Raw genomic sequence first — 13,619 nt, 5'->3', positions numbered from 1 at the left:
CCTGTTTCTGTCCGCGCCGGCGCCGCAGCGGGGGTCGCATGGTCACCGTGAATCTGGAGGAGATGGCGGACAAGCTCCGCATCTCTCTTCCGACCATGCGCCGTATGGTGCGGAAATACCGGGACTTCCCGGTGGTCGCGGAGGGTGGAAACGGGATCGCGTGGCAACTCGATCCTGAGGCTGTCATCGACTTCGTTCAAAGAATGCGGGACGAGGAGACGGCGAGCCGGGCGGAACGCGACGAGCTCCTCGCCCAGATCAGCTTGCCGATCGACGACATGCTGCCGCCTGAGCAGCATGTCCTGTCATCAAGCGATCGCCTCAAACTGGCGCAGGCGAGGCTCAAGGAGATCGAGCTTCAGAAGCAAGCGAGCCAGCTAGTCAACAAGTCGGAGATCAGGGGGCCGCTGTCCGAAGCCTTCACCGTCCTGGTGCAGTTCTTCCTTGGTCAGCCGGCCCAGCAGGGTAGACGCTACAACCTGCCGGAGGCCGTGGTGCGTGACATGCGCCGCGACAACGAGGCGCAGCTTCGTATTCTCCATCGCAAGTTATGCGACATCCTGAGCCCGGTGGAGGCGCTGCCGGATCCGCAAGGGGATGAGGAGCATGAGCGGGCCCCTTGAGCCGGCGAGTTTCGCGTTTGCGGATCCGCTGGCGCTGTTGCGCGATGCCTTCGAGGCGATCCTTCCGCCGAACCGCATGTCGGTCGCCGACCACGCCGGCAGGAATCGGTGGGTGAAGTCGCCGGTCGGCGCGCATCTCGAGCGCTGGTCGCACGACACCGCGCCCTATCTGACCGAGCCGATGCACTGGCTCAGCGACGACCAGTACGACACGGTCGGCATCATCGGGCCCGGCGCCTGCGGTAAGACCATGATCGCGGAGAACTGGCTGCTCTACACGGCCGAGAGCGATCCGGCCGATCTGCTGTGGTACCTGAACACCGACGCCGCGCTCGATGCCTATGTGAAGGGCCGCATCGAGCCGATGCTCGACCAGCATGACCCGCTGCTCGGTCATCTGCGGCGCGGCCTCGGGCGCGATTCCGTTGCCTTCAAGCGCTTCCGCGGCGGGCGGGCGGAGTTCCTGACCTTCACGCCGTCATCGCTGGTGAACAAGCACGTCGCGCGCATCGTCGCAGACGAGATCGACAACTACGACGAATCGCTCGGCGATCCGCTCGCCCTGCTCAACCCACGGCGACAGGCGGCCGGTGCTGATTCGAAGCTGCTGGTCATCAGCCACCCCGACCGGGGCGCACCGATCGACGCGCCGCGCACGAAGCAGCGCGGGATCATGGCGGTGTATGCCGACAGCACGCGATGCACCTGGTGGTGGCGCTGCCCGCACTGCGGCACCTATTCCTCACCGCACCCGGGTACAGCGCGGCGCATGGTACTCGACTGGCCGAAGGATGCTTCGTTGGACGAAATCCAGGCGAAGGCGCGGCTCGTCTGCCCGACGGGCTGCTTGATCGAGGACGGCGAGCGCTACGCCATGAACCTCACTGGCCGCTGGGTGGGTGAGGGCGAGACGATCGACGAGGACGGCCGCGTCACAGGCGAGCGGCGTCGCGTGAAGACTGCCGGCGCCTGGATCCTTGGCGTCATGTCCCCGTTCACGAAGGATGGCATAGGCGGCCTGGCGCGGGCGCAGGCGCAGGCGGAGCGAGCGGCCGACCTCGGTGACCATGAAGGCCTTCGCCAGGTCATGGTGAAGACGTTTGGCGAGCCCTACGCCCCGCCGGCGCGGCTCGGCAGCATCGATGCCGCGGTGCTCGCGGAGCGAGCAGACAAGGGTCTCGATCTCGGCATCGTGCCGGACTGGGTGCGCTTCCTGTCCATCTGGGCGGACGCGCAGGGCTCTCGTTTTGAATGGTTGGTTCGCGGATGGGGTGAGGGTGGCCGGTCCTGCGTGATCGATCGGCAGATCATGCCGGCAGAGCCGGGGACCAACCCGGATGACTGGGATGAGCTGCTCGAGCGCCTGCAGGAGACTGTGTATCCGCTGGCGGACGGGTCCGGCCGGGGCATGCGCGTTCGGGCCGCCGGTTTCGACGCTTATGGCGTGCCGGGGGTGACGGAGCAGGCCTATGCCGCTTGGCTTCGCCGTCGCAAGGCGGGCAAGGCGCAGAAATTGGGCCTGATCGAGGGGCGCGACGTCTGGAACTTAGTGCCGACGCGCGGTGCGTCAGCGCGGGCCGCCCCGCGTATCATGCTGGCCTATCCGAACAGCCAGCGGAAGGACCGCAAGGCCGCCGCGCGGGGGCAGGTGCCGCTGCTGCTGTTCAATCCGAACGCGGCGAAGGACGCGCTTGCGGCGCAGCTGGCGGTCGAGGCGCCTGGCATCGGGTCGGTGGGATTTCCATTCGCCCTTCGCGACGACGCGCCGCCGCATGAGTTCTTCGAGCAGCTCGCGGCGGAGACGCGCGACCCCGTCTCGGGCGTGTGGAGCAAGGCCGAGGCGGGAAGGCGCAATGAAGTGCTGGACATGATGGTGGGGTGCGAGCTCGTCGCCCGTCTTCATGGCTTGCACCGCATCGATTGGGATCGGCCGCCGAACTGGGCGGCATCGTGGGAGACCAACAGTATGCTGGTGGCGATCGAGAGCGAGCAGGAGCCGGAGCCGAAGGGCGCGGCTGCCAGCGCCGCACCGCTTGTGATCCCGCCCGTCGCCGCAATCGTCAGCGTCGGCGCGCATTCCGCTCGTCGTAGCCTTGCGCGGATGCTGCCGTGATGTCAGGCACGCTGCCGGAAGTCGACCTCGAGGTGGTCCGGGCGCGCCTTGCGCAAGCCGAGAGCGCGCGTCACCAGCTCCTGACCGGCACGAAGGTTGTGCAGGTCGTGTTGGCTGACGGGCGGCAGGTCCGCTACAGCGATTCCGATCGCGCGGCGCTCGACCAGTACATCGAGGAACTCCGACGCCAGCTCGGCTATGCGCCGATGCGCCGCCGTCGTGCCATCGGGCTGCGCTTCGGATGAGTACCCCCACCATTCTCGGGGCGGACGGTCTGCCGATCGCACGCTCGTCGGGGCGACGCCTTGCCAGTGCCGGCGGCTACCAGGCCGGCGATCTGCTGAGCCAGGAACTGGCCGGCTGGAACCCGCTGCTGACCAGCCCCGACGCCGCCATGGGGTTCTCCCGCCGCACTGTCATGGCGCGCATTGCCGACCTGGTGCGAAATGACGGCTGGGCCTCGGGTGCGGTCACCCGCATCGTCGATGGTGCGGTCGGGGCGGATCTGCGGCCGGCGCCGAAGCCGGACTTCCGGAGCCTCGCCTGGTACTCCCCGGCGTTCGATGCCAGGTGGGCGGCGGAGTTCACGACCTGGGCCAAAGGCTGCTGGCGCGACTGGGCGCACGATCCTGCGTGCTGGGCGGATACGGCGCGGCAGGGGACCATCCCCGACCTGTTCCGGCTGGGCTTCCGCACCATGCTGGTCGAGGGCGATGCGCTGGGCCTGGTGTCATGGCGGCCGGAGCGCCTGGCCTATGGTCGCGGGGTCTATGCCACGACCACGGCACTCGTCGCGCCGTCGCGGCTGTCCAACCCCAACGATGGGATGGACACCGACCGGATGCGCGCCGGCGTCGAGCTCGATGCGGACGGCGCCGCGGTTGCGTACCACTTCCGCGAGGCGCATCCGGGCGATTTCACGTCCAGCCCGGTGCGCTACGCTTGGCGGCGCTGGGTGCGGGAGACGCGCTGGGGGCGCCCGGTCGTGGTGCACTACTTCGAGCGCGACGAGATCGAGCAGCACCGCGGCGTCGGTGTGCTGACGCCGGTTCTCGCGCGGATGAAGGCGCTGACCCGTTACGATGGGGTGGAATTGCAGGCCGCGATCGTGAACGCGATCTTCGCCGCCTACGTGCAGAGCCCCTTCGACACTGACCTGGTGCAGGAAGCGCTCGGCGATGGGGGTTCGCTGCCTGCGTATCAGCAGGCGCGGGCCGATTTCCACGCGGATAAGCGCCTGGCGGTGAATGGGGTGCGGCTCGCGCACCTGTTTCCCGGCGAGACGATCAACACGATCGCGGCGAACCGCCCGTCGGGCAACTATCCCGACTTCGTCAACGCGGTTCTGCGCAACATCGCATCCGCGACCGGCCAGTCGGAGATGCAGGTCTCGCAGGACTGGTCGCGGACCAACTACAGCTCGGCTCGCGCGGCACTGCTTGAGACGTGGAAGACGCTGACGCGGCGCCGCCATGGCTTCGCGCGGGGCTTCGCGCATCCGATCTGGTGCGCCTTCCTCGAGGAAGCGATGGAGCGCGATGCGCCGCCGTTGCCGGCCGGCGCACCGGACTATGTCGAGATGCGGGCCGCCTATTCCCGCGCGGACTGGCGGGGGCCGGGGCGCGGCTACATCGACCCGGTGAAGGAACCGGCCGGTGCGCAGCTTCGCATGGAAGCGGGTCTGTCCACGCTGGAACATGAGGCCGCGGAGAACTCCGGCATGGACTGGGAAGACGTGCTGGACCAGCGCGCCCGCGAGATCGAGGCCTTCCGGCAGCGCGGCCTGCCGGTGCCCGGCTGGGCCGGCCAGGTCGCGGCCGCGAGCCTGGCGCCGGAACCGCAGGACGGCCCCGTGCCGGAGGACGCATCGTGAGCCATATCCGCTTCGCGCAGCTCGCCAGCCGGATCTTCAATGCCCCGCTGCTGCTGCGGCCCGACAAGGCCGAAGTGGCGATCGCGGCCGTGGCCGAGCGCCTTGGCCTGACCAGCATCACGCGCGCCGATGGTATTGCCCTCGCGCCGGGTGTCGCGGCGCGCCAGGCGATCGAGAATGATCCCTGGCTCGCAGCCCCAGGCAGCGACCCCGACCGGCGGGGCTACGACATCCTCGCCGGCGTCGCGGTGATCGAGGTGCACGGAACGCTGGTGCAGCGGCTCTACAGCCTGCGCCCTTATTCCGGCATGACCGGCTATGACGGGGTGCGGCAGAACCTGTTCACCGCCCTGGCGGATCCGCAGGTGCGTGCCATCGCGCTCGACCTCGATAGCCCGGGCGGCGAGGTGGCCGGGTGCTTCGACCTGGTCGATACGCTGCGGGCGCTGCGCGGTCGCGGTAAGCCGATCTGGGGTATCTGCGCCGAGGGCGCCTATTCGGCGGCCTATGCCATCGCCTCGGCGTGCGATCGCATCACGGTGCCGCGCACTGGGGGCGCCGGCAGCGTCGGCGTGATCACCATGCTCGCGGACTTCTCGCGCCATCTCAACGCCGAGGGCATCTCGGTGCACTTCGTGCACTACGGCGCGCGAAAGGCCGAGGAAGGCCGGTCGCGTTTCGAGGGCGTGACGCCCGACCTCCTCAAGCGGGTGCAGGCCGAGATCGACATCGTCGGCGAACTGTTCGTCGAGACGGTTGCCGCCAACCGGAACCTGACCCCGGCCAGCGTTCGCGGCCAGCAGGCCGCGTGCTTCATGGGCGCCGAGGCTGTCTCGGTCGGCCTGGCCGATTCCGTGATGGCGCCCGACGCCGCGTTCCGCTCGCTGCTCGCCAGCCTCTGACCCTTCGCTGCCTTCCGGCGGCGCGCTTCCACAACCTGACCGTAGGAGACCCCGCGATGCATCTTCGCGATCTGGGCGCGCTGCCCTTCGCCCATCTGCTCGGCTTTGGCCGGGCGGCCCTGGAGGATGAGGGCACCCGCAAGGGCCCGCCTGCTCCGGCGCCCGCCGCGCATCTTCAGGCCCCGCCCGCCAGTAAGGCGGCGGAGGAGGAGAAGGAGAGGAAGCCGGACGCCGAGGGCGAGGACGACGAAGACGGCGCCGACGACGAAGAGAGTGAGGCGCCGGAGAAGGAGAAGAAGCCGGACGCCGAGGGTGAAGGCGACGAAGACGACGACGCCGCGGATGAGGGGCCGGAGAAGGAGAAGCCGGCCGCCCGCATCCAGGCGATCGTCACCAGCCGGCACGCCGTCGGCAGCTACGCAGCGCTCGGCGCCTTCCTCGCTTTCAGCACCGGCCTCTCCTCGTCGAATGCCGAGACGGTGCTCCAGCTGGCGCACGCCGCCGCGGATGCGGATGGCGGCAAAGGCCGCCGCCGTTCACTCGATGAGCGCATGAACGGCGCCGGCCCGGAAGCGAACCCGCAGCTTGGCGCGGATGCGCCACCCGCGCCGCAGGGCAGCGCCGAAGCGACCGCGGCGGCGATCCTTGCCGCGGGGCGCAAGGCGCGCGGCGAAGCCTGAACCCAACCCGAGACAGGAGACTTCCATGAGCGGTTCCCTCGTCGGCCCTGCCGTGCAGGCCGAAACCTACACGCCCGACAAGCTGCTGCTGACCGACTATCCGGTCATCACCCGCACGGTGACCATCCTGGCGGGCCAGACGATCCAGCGCGGGCATCTGCTCGGCCGGATCACCGCCAGCGGGAAGTACATCATCAGCCTCTCCGCCGCGTCCGACGGCAGCCAGACGCCGTGCGCGATCGCCGCCGACAACATCACGACCGGCGGCAGCGACGCCTCCACCGGCGTGTTCGAGGCGGGCGAGTTCAACGAGGCCGGCGTGATCCTCGGGACCGCCCACACGCTCGCCAGCGTGCGTCCCGCGCTGACCGCCCGAGGCATCCATCTGAAGGCCGCCGTCGCGGCCTGACGCCTACCAGCAACCCCAGAGCGCCGCGCGGCGGCGATGGAGAAGTGAGACATGTCCGTCGGCAACGCCTATGACACGGCGACCCTGGTGCGTGTGGTGCGCGACCTGCGGGGGCGCTCGCCCGGCTTCCTGCTGAGCAAGTTCTTCCCCGGCATCATCGAATACGATTCCGAAGAGGTTTCGATCGATGTCATCGTCGGCAAGCGGCGCCTGGCGCCGTTCTGCTCGCCTCTGGTGCAGGGCAAGCTGGTGGAAAGCCGCGGCTTCACCACGAACAGCTTCAAGCCGCCCTACATCAAGGACCGCCGGCCGCTCGACCCGCGTCGTCCGCTCAAGCGCATTGCCGGCGAGAAGCTCGGTGGTGCGCTGTCCGCGGCGGAGCGCGAGCTGGCTATCATCGAGCAGGAGCTCGAGGATCAGATGGCGATGATCGATCGTCGCCTCGAATGGATGGCGGCAAGTGCGCTCGCCACGGGAACGATCACCGTCGTGGGTGAGGGCTTCCCGGATACGGTCATCAACTTCAGCCGTCCCTCCGGCCTGACCATCACGCTGACATCAGGCGACCGTTGGGGCGAGGCGGGTGTGTCGCCGTCGGCGAACATCGAGACCTGGGCGACCACGGTGCTGCAGGAGAGCGGCGCGGCGGTGACCGACATCGTCTTCACGCCGATGGCCTGGAACTACTTCAAGGCCGACCCGGCGATCGAGAAGGCGATCGACTTCCAGCGCGCCGGCGACAGCAACGTCAATCTCGGCGGTGGGCGTGTCGCGGGCGGCCAGTACAAGGGGCACTGGGGCAACTATGCCCTGTGGCTGTACAACGACTGGTACATCGATCCGGTCGACGGGCAGGAGAAGCCCATGCTGGCCGACGGCACGGTGCTGCTCGGTTCGGAGGACCTGGAAGGCGAGCGCGCCTTCGGTGCCATCATCGATCCCGAGTTCGCCTATGGGGCGCTCGCCTATGCGCCCAAGAGCTGGATCGAGAAGGACCCGGCCCGCCGCATCCTGCTGATGCAGTCGGCGCCGCTTGTCATCCCGAAGCGCGTCGGCGCCGCCGCCGCCGCGAAGGTGCGTTGACCATGCGCGCCCGGGTGAAGATCGGGACCGTGGTGGTTGGGGGCGAGCCCCACGGTCCTGGCGCGATCGTCGAGATCGCAGACGACGAGGCCCCCGCGCTGGTGCTGGCCGGCATCGTGGAGGACACGGCCGAGGCGCCTGCCGAGGGCGGCGTCGACACCCTCGACGGCTCCAGCTCCGACACACTGGACGGCGCCGATTCCGTCGAGGGTGGAGAGGTGGATACCGTCAGGGGTAGCGGCTCCGGCTCGTCGCGCTCCCGGCGCTAGGCCTCCGACGCGGTGTCCGTCTTCGATGATGCGGTCGCTGCCTTGCACAGCGACCCGAATCTGTCGACCGCCTGCACCTGGTCGGCCGGCCCGGCGCGCGCGCCGGCTGGGCCGGTCGCCTTCCGCGGCATCGAATCCCGTCCGGAGATGCAGGAGTTCGGCGGCGCCACGCTCGGCACCGTCACGCCGAGGCGGGAGGTAAACGTGCCGCGGGCCGCGCTGCCGGTCGATCCGGAGCGCGGCGACCGCATCACCATCGGCGCCGAGGCCTTCAAGGTCGAGACGGCCGAGCTCGATATCGAGGGCGTCACCTGGCGCCTGACCCTGTCCGAAACCGAGTAGCGAGGCGCCTGTCATGACGCTCCAGTTCGGCGCGACCCTGCGCAACAACCAGGCCAACCAGCTGGAATCGACGGTCGGCACGTCGCCGAAGCTGCAGATCCGGACCGGCGCTCCGCCGGCGGACTGCGCGGCGGCGGACATCGGCACGCTGCTGTGCGAGATCACCCTGCCGTCCGACTGGATGGGCGCGGCATCGGGTGGTGTGGTCGCAAAGTCCGGCACCTGGCAGGGCACGGCGGGTGCGGGCGGTACCGCCGGGCACTGGCGGCTGAAGGACAGCGCCGGCACGACCACGCATGCGCAGGGCACGATCACCGGAACCGGCGGCGGCGGTGACATGACGCTGGACAACACCAGCATCGCGAACGCGCAGACGGTCACGATCAGCAGCTTTTCCTACACCCGCGGCAACGCCTGAGGCGCCGGCCGTGTCGGAATCTCGCACCTGGGCGGTCGGCGCGGCTGACCAGTATGGCTGGCAGCCTGGGATGCAGTCGCTGAAGGCTGTGGCGCTCTCCGAGGAGTACGCGGCGTTCAGCGCTGCTCAGGTTGCCTTCCTGCTGAACGCGCATCGGGAGGAACGCCCGGTTGCCGTGTCCAGCCGGGCTGCCCTCAGCATCCTGCTGAAAACCGGCGACTGGGGCCGGCTGAAGCTCTTTTCCCGCAGAGAGCCGACCGCCGACGAGCAGCAGAATGCCCTCATCGCCGCAGCGATCATCGCGGTCGATGCGGTCCAGCATACCGACGCGCTCGGCACCGACACCGAGGAAGACCGCGAGGTCATCACGACCATGATGGCTGGCTTCGCTGCCGCTGGGCTGATGCGGCCGGCGACGGTCGAGCGTCTCACCGCCCTGATGACGGCGGAGTTCCCGGTCTGGGTGCCCGCGGTGACAGCCGAGAACGTGACAGCCGCAAGGGGCCTGCAGGATGGCTGACGCGAAGTATGGCGCCCCGGCATCCTGGGTCGACGCCTTCAATCCGGCGGACTTCCAGGCGCTCGCGAGCAACGGCGGCAAGCTGTCGACGATCGCGGCTGCGCTGGACAACTCGGCCAACCTGCACCTGTACGGGGAGTTTTCCTTCTCCTGCGTCACCAGCACCTGGGCGGTGGGCATCGGCGGGCATCTGGCCGTCTACCTGCTCCCGGAGCAGCATGATGGCACCTACCCGAACACTACCGACGGGGCGGCCGTCACTGACTATCCCGGGGGCGGCTACTTCTTCGGGGTCATCACCTTCAAGCAGGCGACCCTGGCTCATCGCGGGTCATGCCGCGGGATCATCCCGCCGAGCAAGTTCATGCCCTATGTCGTCAATCGGACGGGCGCGGCGCTGCCGAACCACGCGACGAACATGACGATGAAGTTCCGGTCCTACGCCGAGCAGGTCAGCTGACGAATGCCGGCGCGTCGCATGCGGGCGGGGTCGCCCTACGCCATCCCGACCGAACTGCGGGGCGTCAACCGACAGCACCCGCTCGCGGACCGCCTGCGCAGCCTCTACTTCCCCGGCGCGCTCGGCGGCCAACGCCGGCTCTACAACCTCGCTCCAGAGCCCGGCGGCCCGTACATCGAGCCGCAGTCGGCCGTCCCGCAGGTGATCACCGGCGCGTTCGGCCCGTGCTCGCTGCACAACAGCGCGGGAGGGATGTTCCAGGCGCAGCGCGCGACCTGGGCGCCTCCGTCGCTCCAGACAGACTTGGCTCCGGCGACCATCTTCGCCATGGCGATCGTGGATGGCGCGCCGGCGGGCGGACAGTACCCGGCGATCTATTCGATGACGGGCGCGGCCGGCATCACCTACCTGGCTTTCGCGCCGACCGCGTCGCAGGTCTTCTTCTCCATCGGCCGGCGTTCGAATGGCGGCGTCGAGTTCGCCCTCGGCAACTGGGCTGCGGGGAACGTCCTGCTGATGGTCGGCGCGACTGACGGCGTGACTCAGCATGCCGGCTACATCCTGAACCTGAGCACGGGCGTGCTCTCGGCCGGCTCCAGCGGGACCAGCACCGCCTTTGGTGGGACGACGGAGCAGGACGCCTTCGAGAACATCGGCGGGGCGGACTACGGGACGGACTACTTCCTGACCGGGCGCGTCTTCGCTGCTGGCATGGCCTCGCGGCAGTGGTCGGACGGGGAGATGCGGGCCTTCCTGGCCGATCCGTGGGATTTGCTGCAGCGCCCCGTATGGCGGTCCGTCGCGCGCGGAATCCCTGCGGACGGCCCCGGAGAGATAGCCGGCGAAGCGATCCTGTCCGATGGACCGGACGTGGTCAGCTCTGCGGCCGCGGCTCTCATCAGCGGTGCTGTGGCAGGCGTGGACAGCGCCGATGCGGCGTCGGTGGCGGGCACCGTCAGGGTCGCGGGCGGCGCGGCGCTGAACGATTCCAGCGACGGTGCGCAGGCGGCCGGAACGGTCGCGATCGCAGGCGCCGCCGGTGTCACGGACGGAACCGACCAGGCCGCGGCGTCCGGCACCGTCTCCGTCACCGGCGTGGCATCGCTGGCCGACGGGCCGGACGTCGTCAGCGCGACCGGCGGTGCCGAAGGGGGCATCACCGGCAGCGCGGCGCTGGTGGACAGCGCCGACAGCGTCCAGGCAGCCGGCGTCGTCCGGGTCGGCGGCACTGCAGCGCTGTCCGATGGCGCCGACGCAGTCACAGGCGCGGCGGTCGTGCTCATCGCGGGCGCGGCGGCAGTGGCGGATGGGCCGGACAGCGTCACGGCGTCCGGTGGCCTGGGGAACGTGATCCAGGGGGCGATGGCCCTTGTGGACGGCAACGACACGGCGACCGCATCGGGCACGGTCTCGATCGCCGGCGCCGCGGCGTTGCAGGACGGCGCCGACGCGGTGGCATCGGCCGCAGGGATCAGGATCACCGGTGCGGCGGTCCTGCTGGATCTCGCCGACGGCATCGCGGCCGGCGGTGCGCTGGCGATTCGCGGTGCCGCGGCACTGACCGACGGCGGGGATGCCGTGCTGGCGCTGGGCATCGTGACGACCGGAAGCCCCATCGCGGTGGATCCGCGCCGGACCGTGCTGCTGGGGCGGCGGTTTCAGCCGGCCCTGCCGCCGCCCGTCATCCCGCAATTGCAGCGTCGAGAGAGGGTAGCGGTATGAGCGGGCTGCGCTGGATCGAGGGGAAGGACCCCGCCGACGAGTGGGACTACACCCTCGACGCAACCCGCTGGATGGCGGAAGCCGCGGATACGCTGGTCAGCGTGGTGGTCGAAGCCGCGCCGGGCGACATCACCATCGGCAGCACCGCGACGACGCCGGAGGGTCTCGCGACGGTGCGGCTGTCCGGCGGCCAGGCTGGCACCGACTACGGCATCACCTTCACGATGACGACGGCCGCCGGGCGCACGCTGCAGCGCACCGTGCAGCTGCGGGTGCAGGAGCTCTGACATGGCGACCCCCATCCGGGAAGCCGTCCTGGCCGCGGTGGCGGACAGGCTGGCCGCCTCCATCGTCGGTGTCCCGGTCGAGCGGGCGCGTCGTGCGGCCGTCGACATCAGCGAGTACCCGCGCCTGGTGCTGCAAGGCATGGAGATGGTGCCCGACCAGTCGCAATCGCCGGGCCTGACCTTCTGGACCGTGCGCTTCACCATCACCGGCTACGTGAAGGGTGAGGGGCCTTCGGCCGATTTGCTGGCCGAACAGCGGCTGTCGGCCCTGCATGCCCAGGTCAGCGCAGCCCTGGAGGGCGCGGATCTCGGGCCCTGCACCGTCCAGGCCACCAACGGCCAGGTCGACTTTGTCATGCTGGACGCTTCGTCCAGCAGCGTCGCCTCCGGCTACTTCGATGTCGGCTTCGAAGCCCTGGCGATCACGCCGACCGCGAGCCCCTACGCCACCACCACCTGACGGAGACCCCGATCATGATCATCCGCACTCTGCGGCCCTGCGAGGTCGCGGGCCGCTCTGTCGCGCCTGGCATCACGCTGGACCTGCCGGAACAGCAGGCCGACGCGCTGATCGACGCCGGCGATGCTGAGGCCGTGTCGGCGCCGGCCCGCGTCACGCCGCCGGCGAGCTCCGGCGTGATCACCGCCGAGCCCGAACCGGAGGCCGTCGCGGCGCCGGACGCCGCGCCCGCGGCCGATCAGGAAGGGGAGTAACCGGCGATGTCCGACACCATCCGCAAGCGCATTCGGGCGCTGGCCCTGAAGCAGGAAACGACACAGGGCGTCGATGCCATCGCCGGCACGCCGTCGCCGTCCGACTACGTCACCTGCCGCTGGACCGTCCGACCGGTTCGGGACCTGGTGCAGAATCCGGGTGAGAGCGGCGCCTATGACGACCTGGCGCCGATCCCGGCCGGCGCGCGCGCCGAACTGCGGATCGCGGTGCCGATGGTCGGCAGCGGCACGGCCGGCCAGGCGCCGGAATGGGGCAAGGCCATGAAGGCGTGCCGCATGGAGGAAGTCGTCACCGCCGCCGCGGTCGGCGCGCCGACGGCAGCCGCATCCGGCACCGGCACCACGGTGACCGCGGCCAGCCCGTTCGGCACCACGGCGCAGCAGTACCGCGGCATGGCGATCCTGCTGACCGGTAACCCGGCCGCCGGCGCGGTCGACGTCGTCATCGACTACACGACCGGCCGTGTCGTCTCGCTCGGGCGCACCTACTCGCCCATCCTGTCGTCCGGCACGTCACTGCAGATTCCGACCAACGTCCTGTACCGGCCGATCAGCGACGAATCGCAGGAAGCTGGCCTGACCGCCTACATCTATGAGGACGGGCTGCGGCACCGGTTCCTGGGCATGAAGGGCAGCTGGGGCATCGGCCTTATCGCGGGGCAGCCCGCCAGCCTGGTCTACACGCTGACCGGCATGGTCGCCGCCTACAAGGAAGCCGCGACGATGGTCACGAACTTCGTGCCCGTCACGCGCCGCCCCCCGCTTTGGATGGGCGGCATGTCGCAGCTCAACCGCGCCGTCGCGGACGTCCAGTCCGTGAACTTCGAGATGGGCAACCGGTCCTACTACACCGAGAATCCCGAAGCCCCGCAGGGGTATGACGTGCCGATCCTGACCGGCGCATCGCCTCGCTACACCCTGAACCCGTTCAGCCGCACGACCCGGTCCCCGGCGCGCGCAGGCGCGTGGGAATCGGGGGTGCCGATGCCCTACGCCGCCATCTGGGGCGCCACGGCCGGCAACCGCTTCGCGCTGTCCTGCCCATCCGCGCAGGTCACCGAGCTGGGCGATGAGGAACGCGGAGAGCTCGGCGTCGATTCCATCGTGCTGACGCCGGACACGCCGAACGCCGGCGCGTTCCTCTGCTGCTTCTGACCGAACCCCGCCGCCGCGGGTCAGGCGC

General features: G+C 69.8%; 18 protein-coding genes. All 18 read left to right on the top strand.

Annotated features, from left to right (window positions below; all coding sequences use genetic code 11):
- The coding region (locus tag GXW78_RS07650) for a hypothetical protein (RefSeq protein ID WP_211867546.1) at positions 1-623 on the top strand (623 nt) is incomplete at its 5' end.
- Positions 607-2,736 (top strand): terminase gpA endonuclease subunit, encoded by a 2,130-nt coding sequence (locus GXW78_RS07645; protein ID WP_211867544.1) that lies wholly within the window; start codon positions 607-609, stop codon positions 2,734-2,736. The genes GXW78_RS07650 and GXW78_RS07645, both read left to right, overlap by 17 nt.
- Entirely contained in the window at positions 2,736-2,981 is a 246-nt protein-coding gene (gene gpW / locus GXW78_RS07640; RefSeq protein WP_211867542.1) for a gpW family head-tail joining protein, read from the top strand. Before GXW78_RS07645 ends, gpW begins: the two co-directional genes overlap by 1 nt.
- Positions 2,978-4,609 carry a phage portal protein gene (locus GXW78_RS07635; protein WP_211867540.1) on the top strand — a complete coding sequence of 544 codons (1,632 nt, stop codon included), beginning with the start codon at positions 2,978-2,980 and terminating at the stop codon, positions 4,607-4,609. Before gpW ends, GXW78_RS07635 begins: the two co-directional genes overlap by 4 nt.
- Positions 4,606-5,511, top strand: coding sequence for a S49 family peptidase (locus tag GXW78_RS07630; protein WP_211867538.1), 906 nt, complete (start codon positions 4,606-4,608; stop codon positions 5,509-5,511). The genes GXW78_RS07635 and GXW78_RS07630 overlap by 4 nt, the downstream gene beginning before the upstream one ends.
- 56 nt (positions 5,512-5,567) lie before the next feature.
- Positions 5,568-6,191 (top strand): hypothetical protein, encoded by a 624-nt coding sequence (locus GXW78_RS07625; protein ID WP_211867536.1) that lies wholly within the window; start codon positions 5,568-5,570, stop codon positions 6,189-6,191.
- 25 nt (positions 6,192-6,216) lie between these two features.
- On the top strand, positions 6,217-6,600 hold the full coding sequence (locus GXW78_RS07620; RefSeq protein WP_211867535.1) for a head decoration protein: 384 nt from the start codon (positions 6,217-6,219) through the stop codon (positions 6,598-6,600).
- A gap of 51 nt (positions 6,601-6,651) precedes the next feature.
- Positions 6,652-7,683 carry a major capsid protein gene (locus GXW78_RS07615; protein WP_211867534.1) on the top strand — a complete coding sequence of 344 codons (1,032 nt, stop codon included), beginning with the start codon at positions 6,652-6,654 and terminating at the stop codon, positions 7,681-7,683.
- Positions 7,684-7,685: 2 nt separating this feature from the next.
- Complete coding sequence (locus tag GXW78_RS07610; protein ID WP_211867533.1) at positions 7,686-7,952, top strand: hypothetical protein; 267 nt, start codon at positions 7,686-7,688, stop codon at positions 7,950-7,952.
- 12 nt (positions 7,953-7,964) lie between these two features.
- Complete coding sequence (locus GXW78_RS07605) at positions 7,965-8,294, top strand: head-tail joining protein (RefSeq protein ID WP_211867532.1); 330 nt, start codon at positions 7,965-7,967, stop codon at positions 8,292-8,294.
- A gap of 13 nt (positions 8,295-8,307) precedes the next feature.
- The gene (locus tag GXW78_RS07600) at positions 8,308-8,712 is read left to right on the top strand and encodes a hypothetical protein (RefSeq protein ID WP_211867531.1); all 405 of its coding nucleotides are present in this window, start codon (positions 8,308-8,310) and stop codon (positions 8,710-8,712) included.
- A 10-nt stretch (positions 8,713-8,722) separates the two neighbouring features.
- Positions 8,723-9,232 (top strand): hypothetical protein, encoded by a 510-nt coding sequence (locus GXW78_RS07595; protein WP_211867530.1) that lies wholly within the window; start codon positions 8,723-8,725, stop codon positions 9,230-9,232.
- A complete protein-coding gene (locus GXW78_RS07590) occupies positions 9,225-9,692 on the top strand; it encodes a hypothetical protein (protein WP_211867528.1) in 468 nt (155 codons plus the stop codon). Before GXW78_RS07595 ends, GXW78_RS07590 begins: the two co-directional genes overlap by 8 nt.
- A gap of 3 nt (positions 9,693-9,695) precedes the next feature.
- Positions 9,696-11,414, top strand: a complete 1,719-nt coding sequence (locus tag GXW78_RS07585; protein ID WP_211867526.1) for an autotransporter outer membrane beta-barrel domain-containing protein — start codon at positions 9,696-9,698, stop codon at positions 11,412-11,414.
- Positions 11,411-11,701 (top strand): phage fiber-tail adaptor protein, encoded by a 291-nt coding sequence (locus GXW78_RS07580; RefSeq protein ID WP_211867524.1) that lies wholly within the window; start codon positions 11,411-11,413, stop codon positions 11,699-11,701. The genes GXW78_RS07585 and GXW78_RS07580 overlap by 4 nt, the downstream gene beginning before the upstream one ends.
- A gap of 1 nt (position 11,702) precedes the next feature.
- A complete protein-coding gene (locus GXW78_RS07575; protein WP_211867522.1) occupies positions 11,703-12,161 on the top strand; it encodes a hypothetical protein in 459 nt (152 codons plus the stop codon).
- Positions 12,162-12,175: 14 nt separating this feature from the next.
- Positions 12,176-12,415: a hypothetical protein gene (locus GXW78_RS07570; protein WP_211867520.1), complete on the top strand. Its 240-nt coding sequence runs from the start codon at positions 12,176-12,178 to the stop codon at positions 12,413-12,415.
- A gap of 6 nt (positions 12,416-12,421) precedes the next feature.
- Entirely contained in the window at positions 12,422-13,591 is a 1,170-nt protein-coding gene (locus GXW78_RS07565) for a hypothetical protein (RefSeq protein ID WP_211867518.1), read from the top strand.
- The last annotated feature ends 28 nt before the right edge of the window (positions 13,592-13,619 follow it).

It is taken from the genome of Neoroseomonas terrae, from assembly GCF_018129025.1.
GTDB lineage: Bacteria > Pseudomonadota > Alphaproteobacteria > Acetobacterales > Acetobacteraceae > Neoroseomonas > Neoroseomonas terrae.
This window is presented reverse-complemented; position numbering and strand designations above follow the sequence as displayed.

What these genes read in the sequence shown, in the direction of transcription:
- GXW78_RS07570 (WP_211867520.1), top strand. Translation starts at nt 12,176, where the DNA reads ATGATCATCCGCACTCTGCGGCCCTGCGAGGTCGCGGGCCGCTCTGTC.
- GXW78_RS07575 (WP_211867522.1), top strand. Translation starts at nt 11,703, where the DNA reads ATGGCGACCCCCATCCGGGAAGCCGTCCTGGCCGCGGTGGCGGACAGG.
- GXW78_RS07565 (WP_211867518.1), top strand. Translation starts at nt 12,422, where the DNA reads ATGTCCGACACCATCCGCAAGCGCATTCGGGCGCTGGCCCTGAAGCAG.
- GXW78_RS07585 (WP_211867526.1), top strand. Translation starts at nt 9,696, where the DNA reads ATGCCGGCGCGTCGCATGCGGGCGGGGTCGCCCTACGCCATCCCGACC.
- GXW78_RS07620 (WP_211867535.1), top strand. Translation starts at nt 6,217, where the DNA reads ATGAGCGGTTCCCTCGTCGGCCCTGCCGTGCAGGCCGAAACCTACACG.
- GXW78_RS07610 (WP_211867533.1), top strand. Translation starts at nt 7,686, where the DNA reads ATGCGCGCCCGGGTGAAGATCGGGACCGTGGTGGTTGGGGGCGAGCCC.
- GXW78_RS07600 (WP_211867531.1), top strand. Translation starts at nt 8,308, where the DNA reads ATGACGCTCCAGTTCGGCGCGACCCTGCGCAACAACCAGGCCAACCAG.
- GXW78_RS07615 (WP_211867534.1), top strand. Translation starts at nt 6,652, where the DNA reads ATGTCCGTCGGCAACGCCTATGACACGGCGACCCTGGTGCGTGTGGTG.
- GXW78_RS07645 (WP_211867544.1), top strand. Translation starts at nt 607, where the DNA reads ATGAGCGGGCCCCTTGAGCCGGCGAGTTTCGCGTTTGCGGATCCGCTG.
- GXW78_RS07590 (WP_211867528.1), top strand. Translation starts at nt 9,225, where the DNA reads ATGGCTGACGCGAAGTATGGCGCCCCGGCATCCTGGGTCGACGCCTTC.
- GXW78_RS07625 (WP_211867536.1), top strand. Translation starts at nt 5,568, where the DNA reads ATGCATCTTCGCGATCTGGGCGCGCTGCCCTTCGCCCATCTGCTCGGC.
- GXW78_RS07580 (WP_211867524.1), top strand. Translation starts at nt 11,411, where the DNA reads ATGAGCGGGCTGCGCTGGATCGAGGGGAAGGACCCCGCCGACGAGTGG.
- GXW78_RS07635 (WP_211867540.1), top strand. Translation starts at nt 2,978, where the DNA reads ATGAGTACCCCCACCATTCTCGGGGCGGACGGTCTGCCGATCGCACGC.
- gpW (WP_211867542.1), top strand. Translation starts at nt 2,736, where the DNA reads ATGTCAGGCACGCTGCCGGAAGTCGACCTCGAGGTGGTCCGGGCGCGC.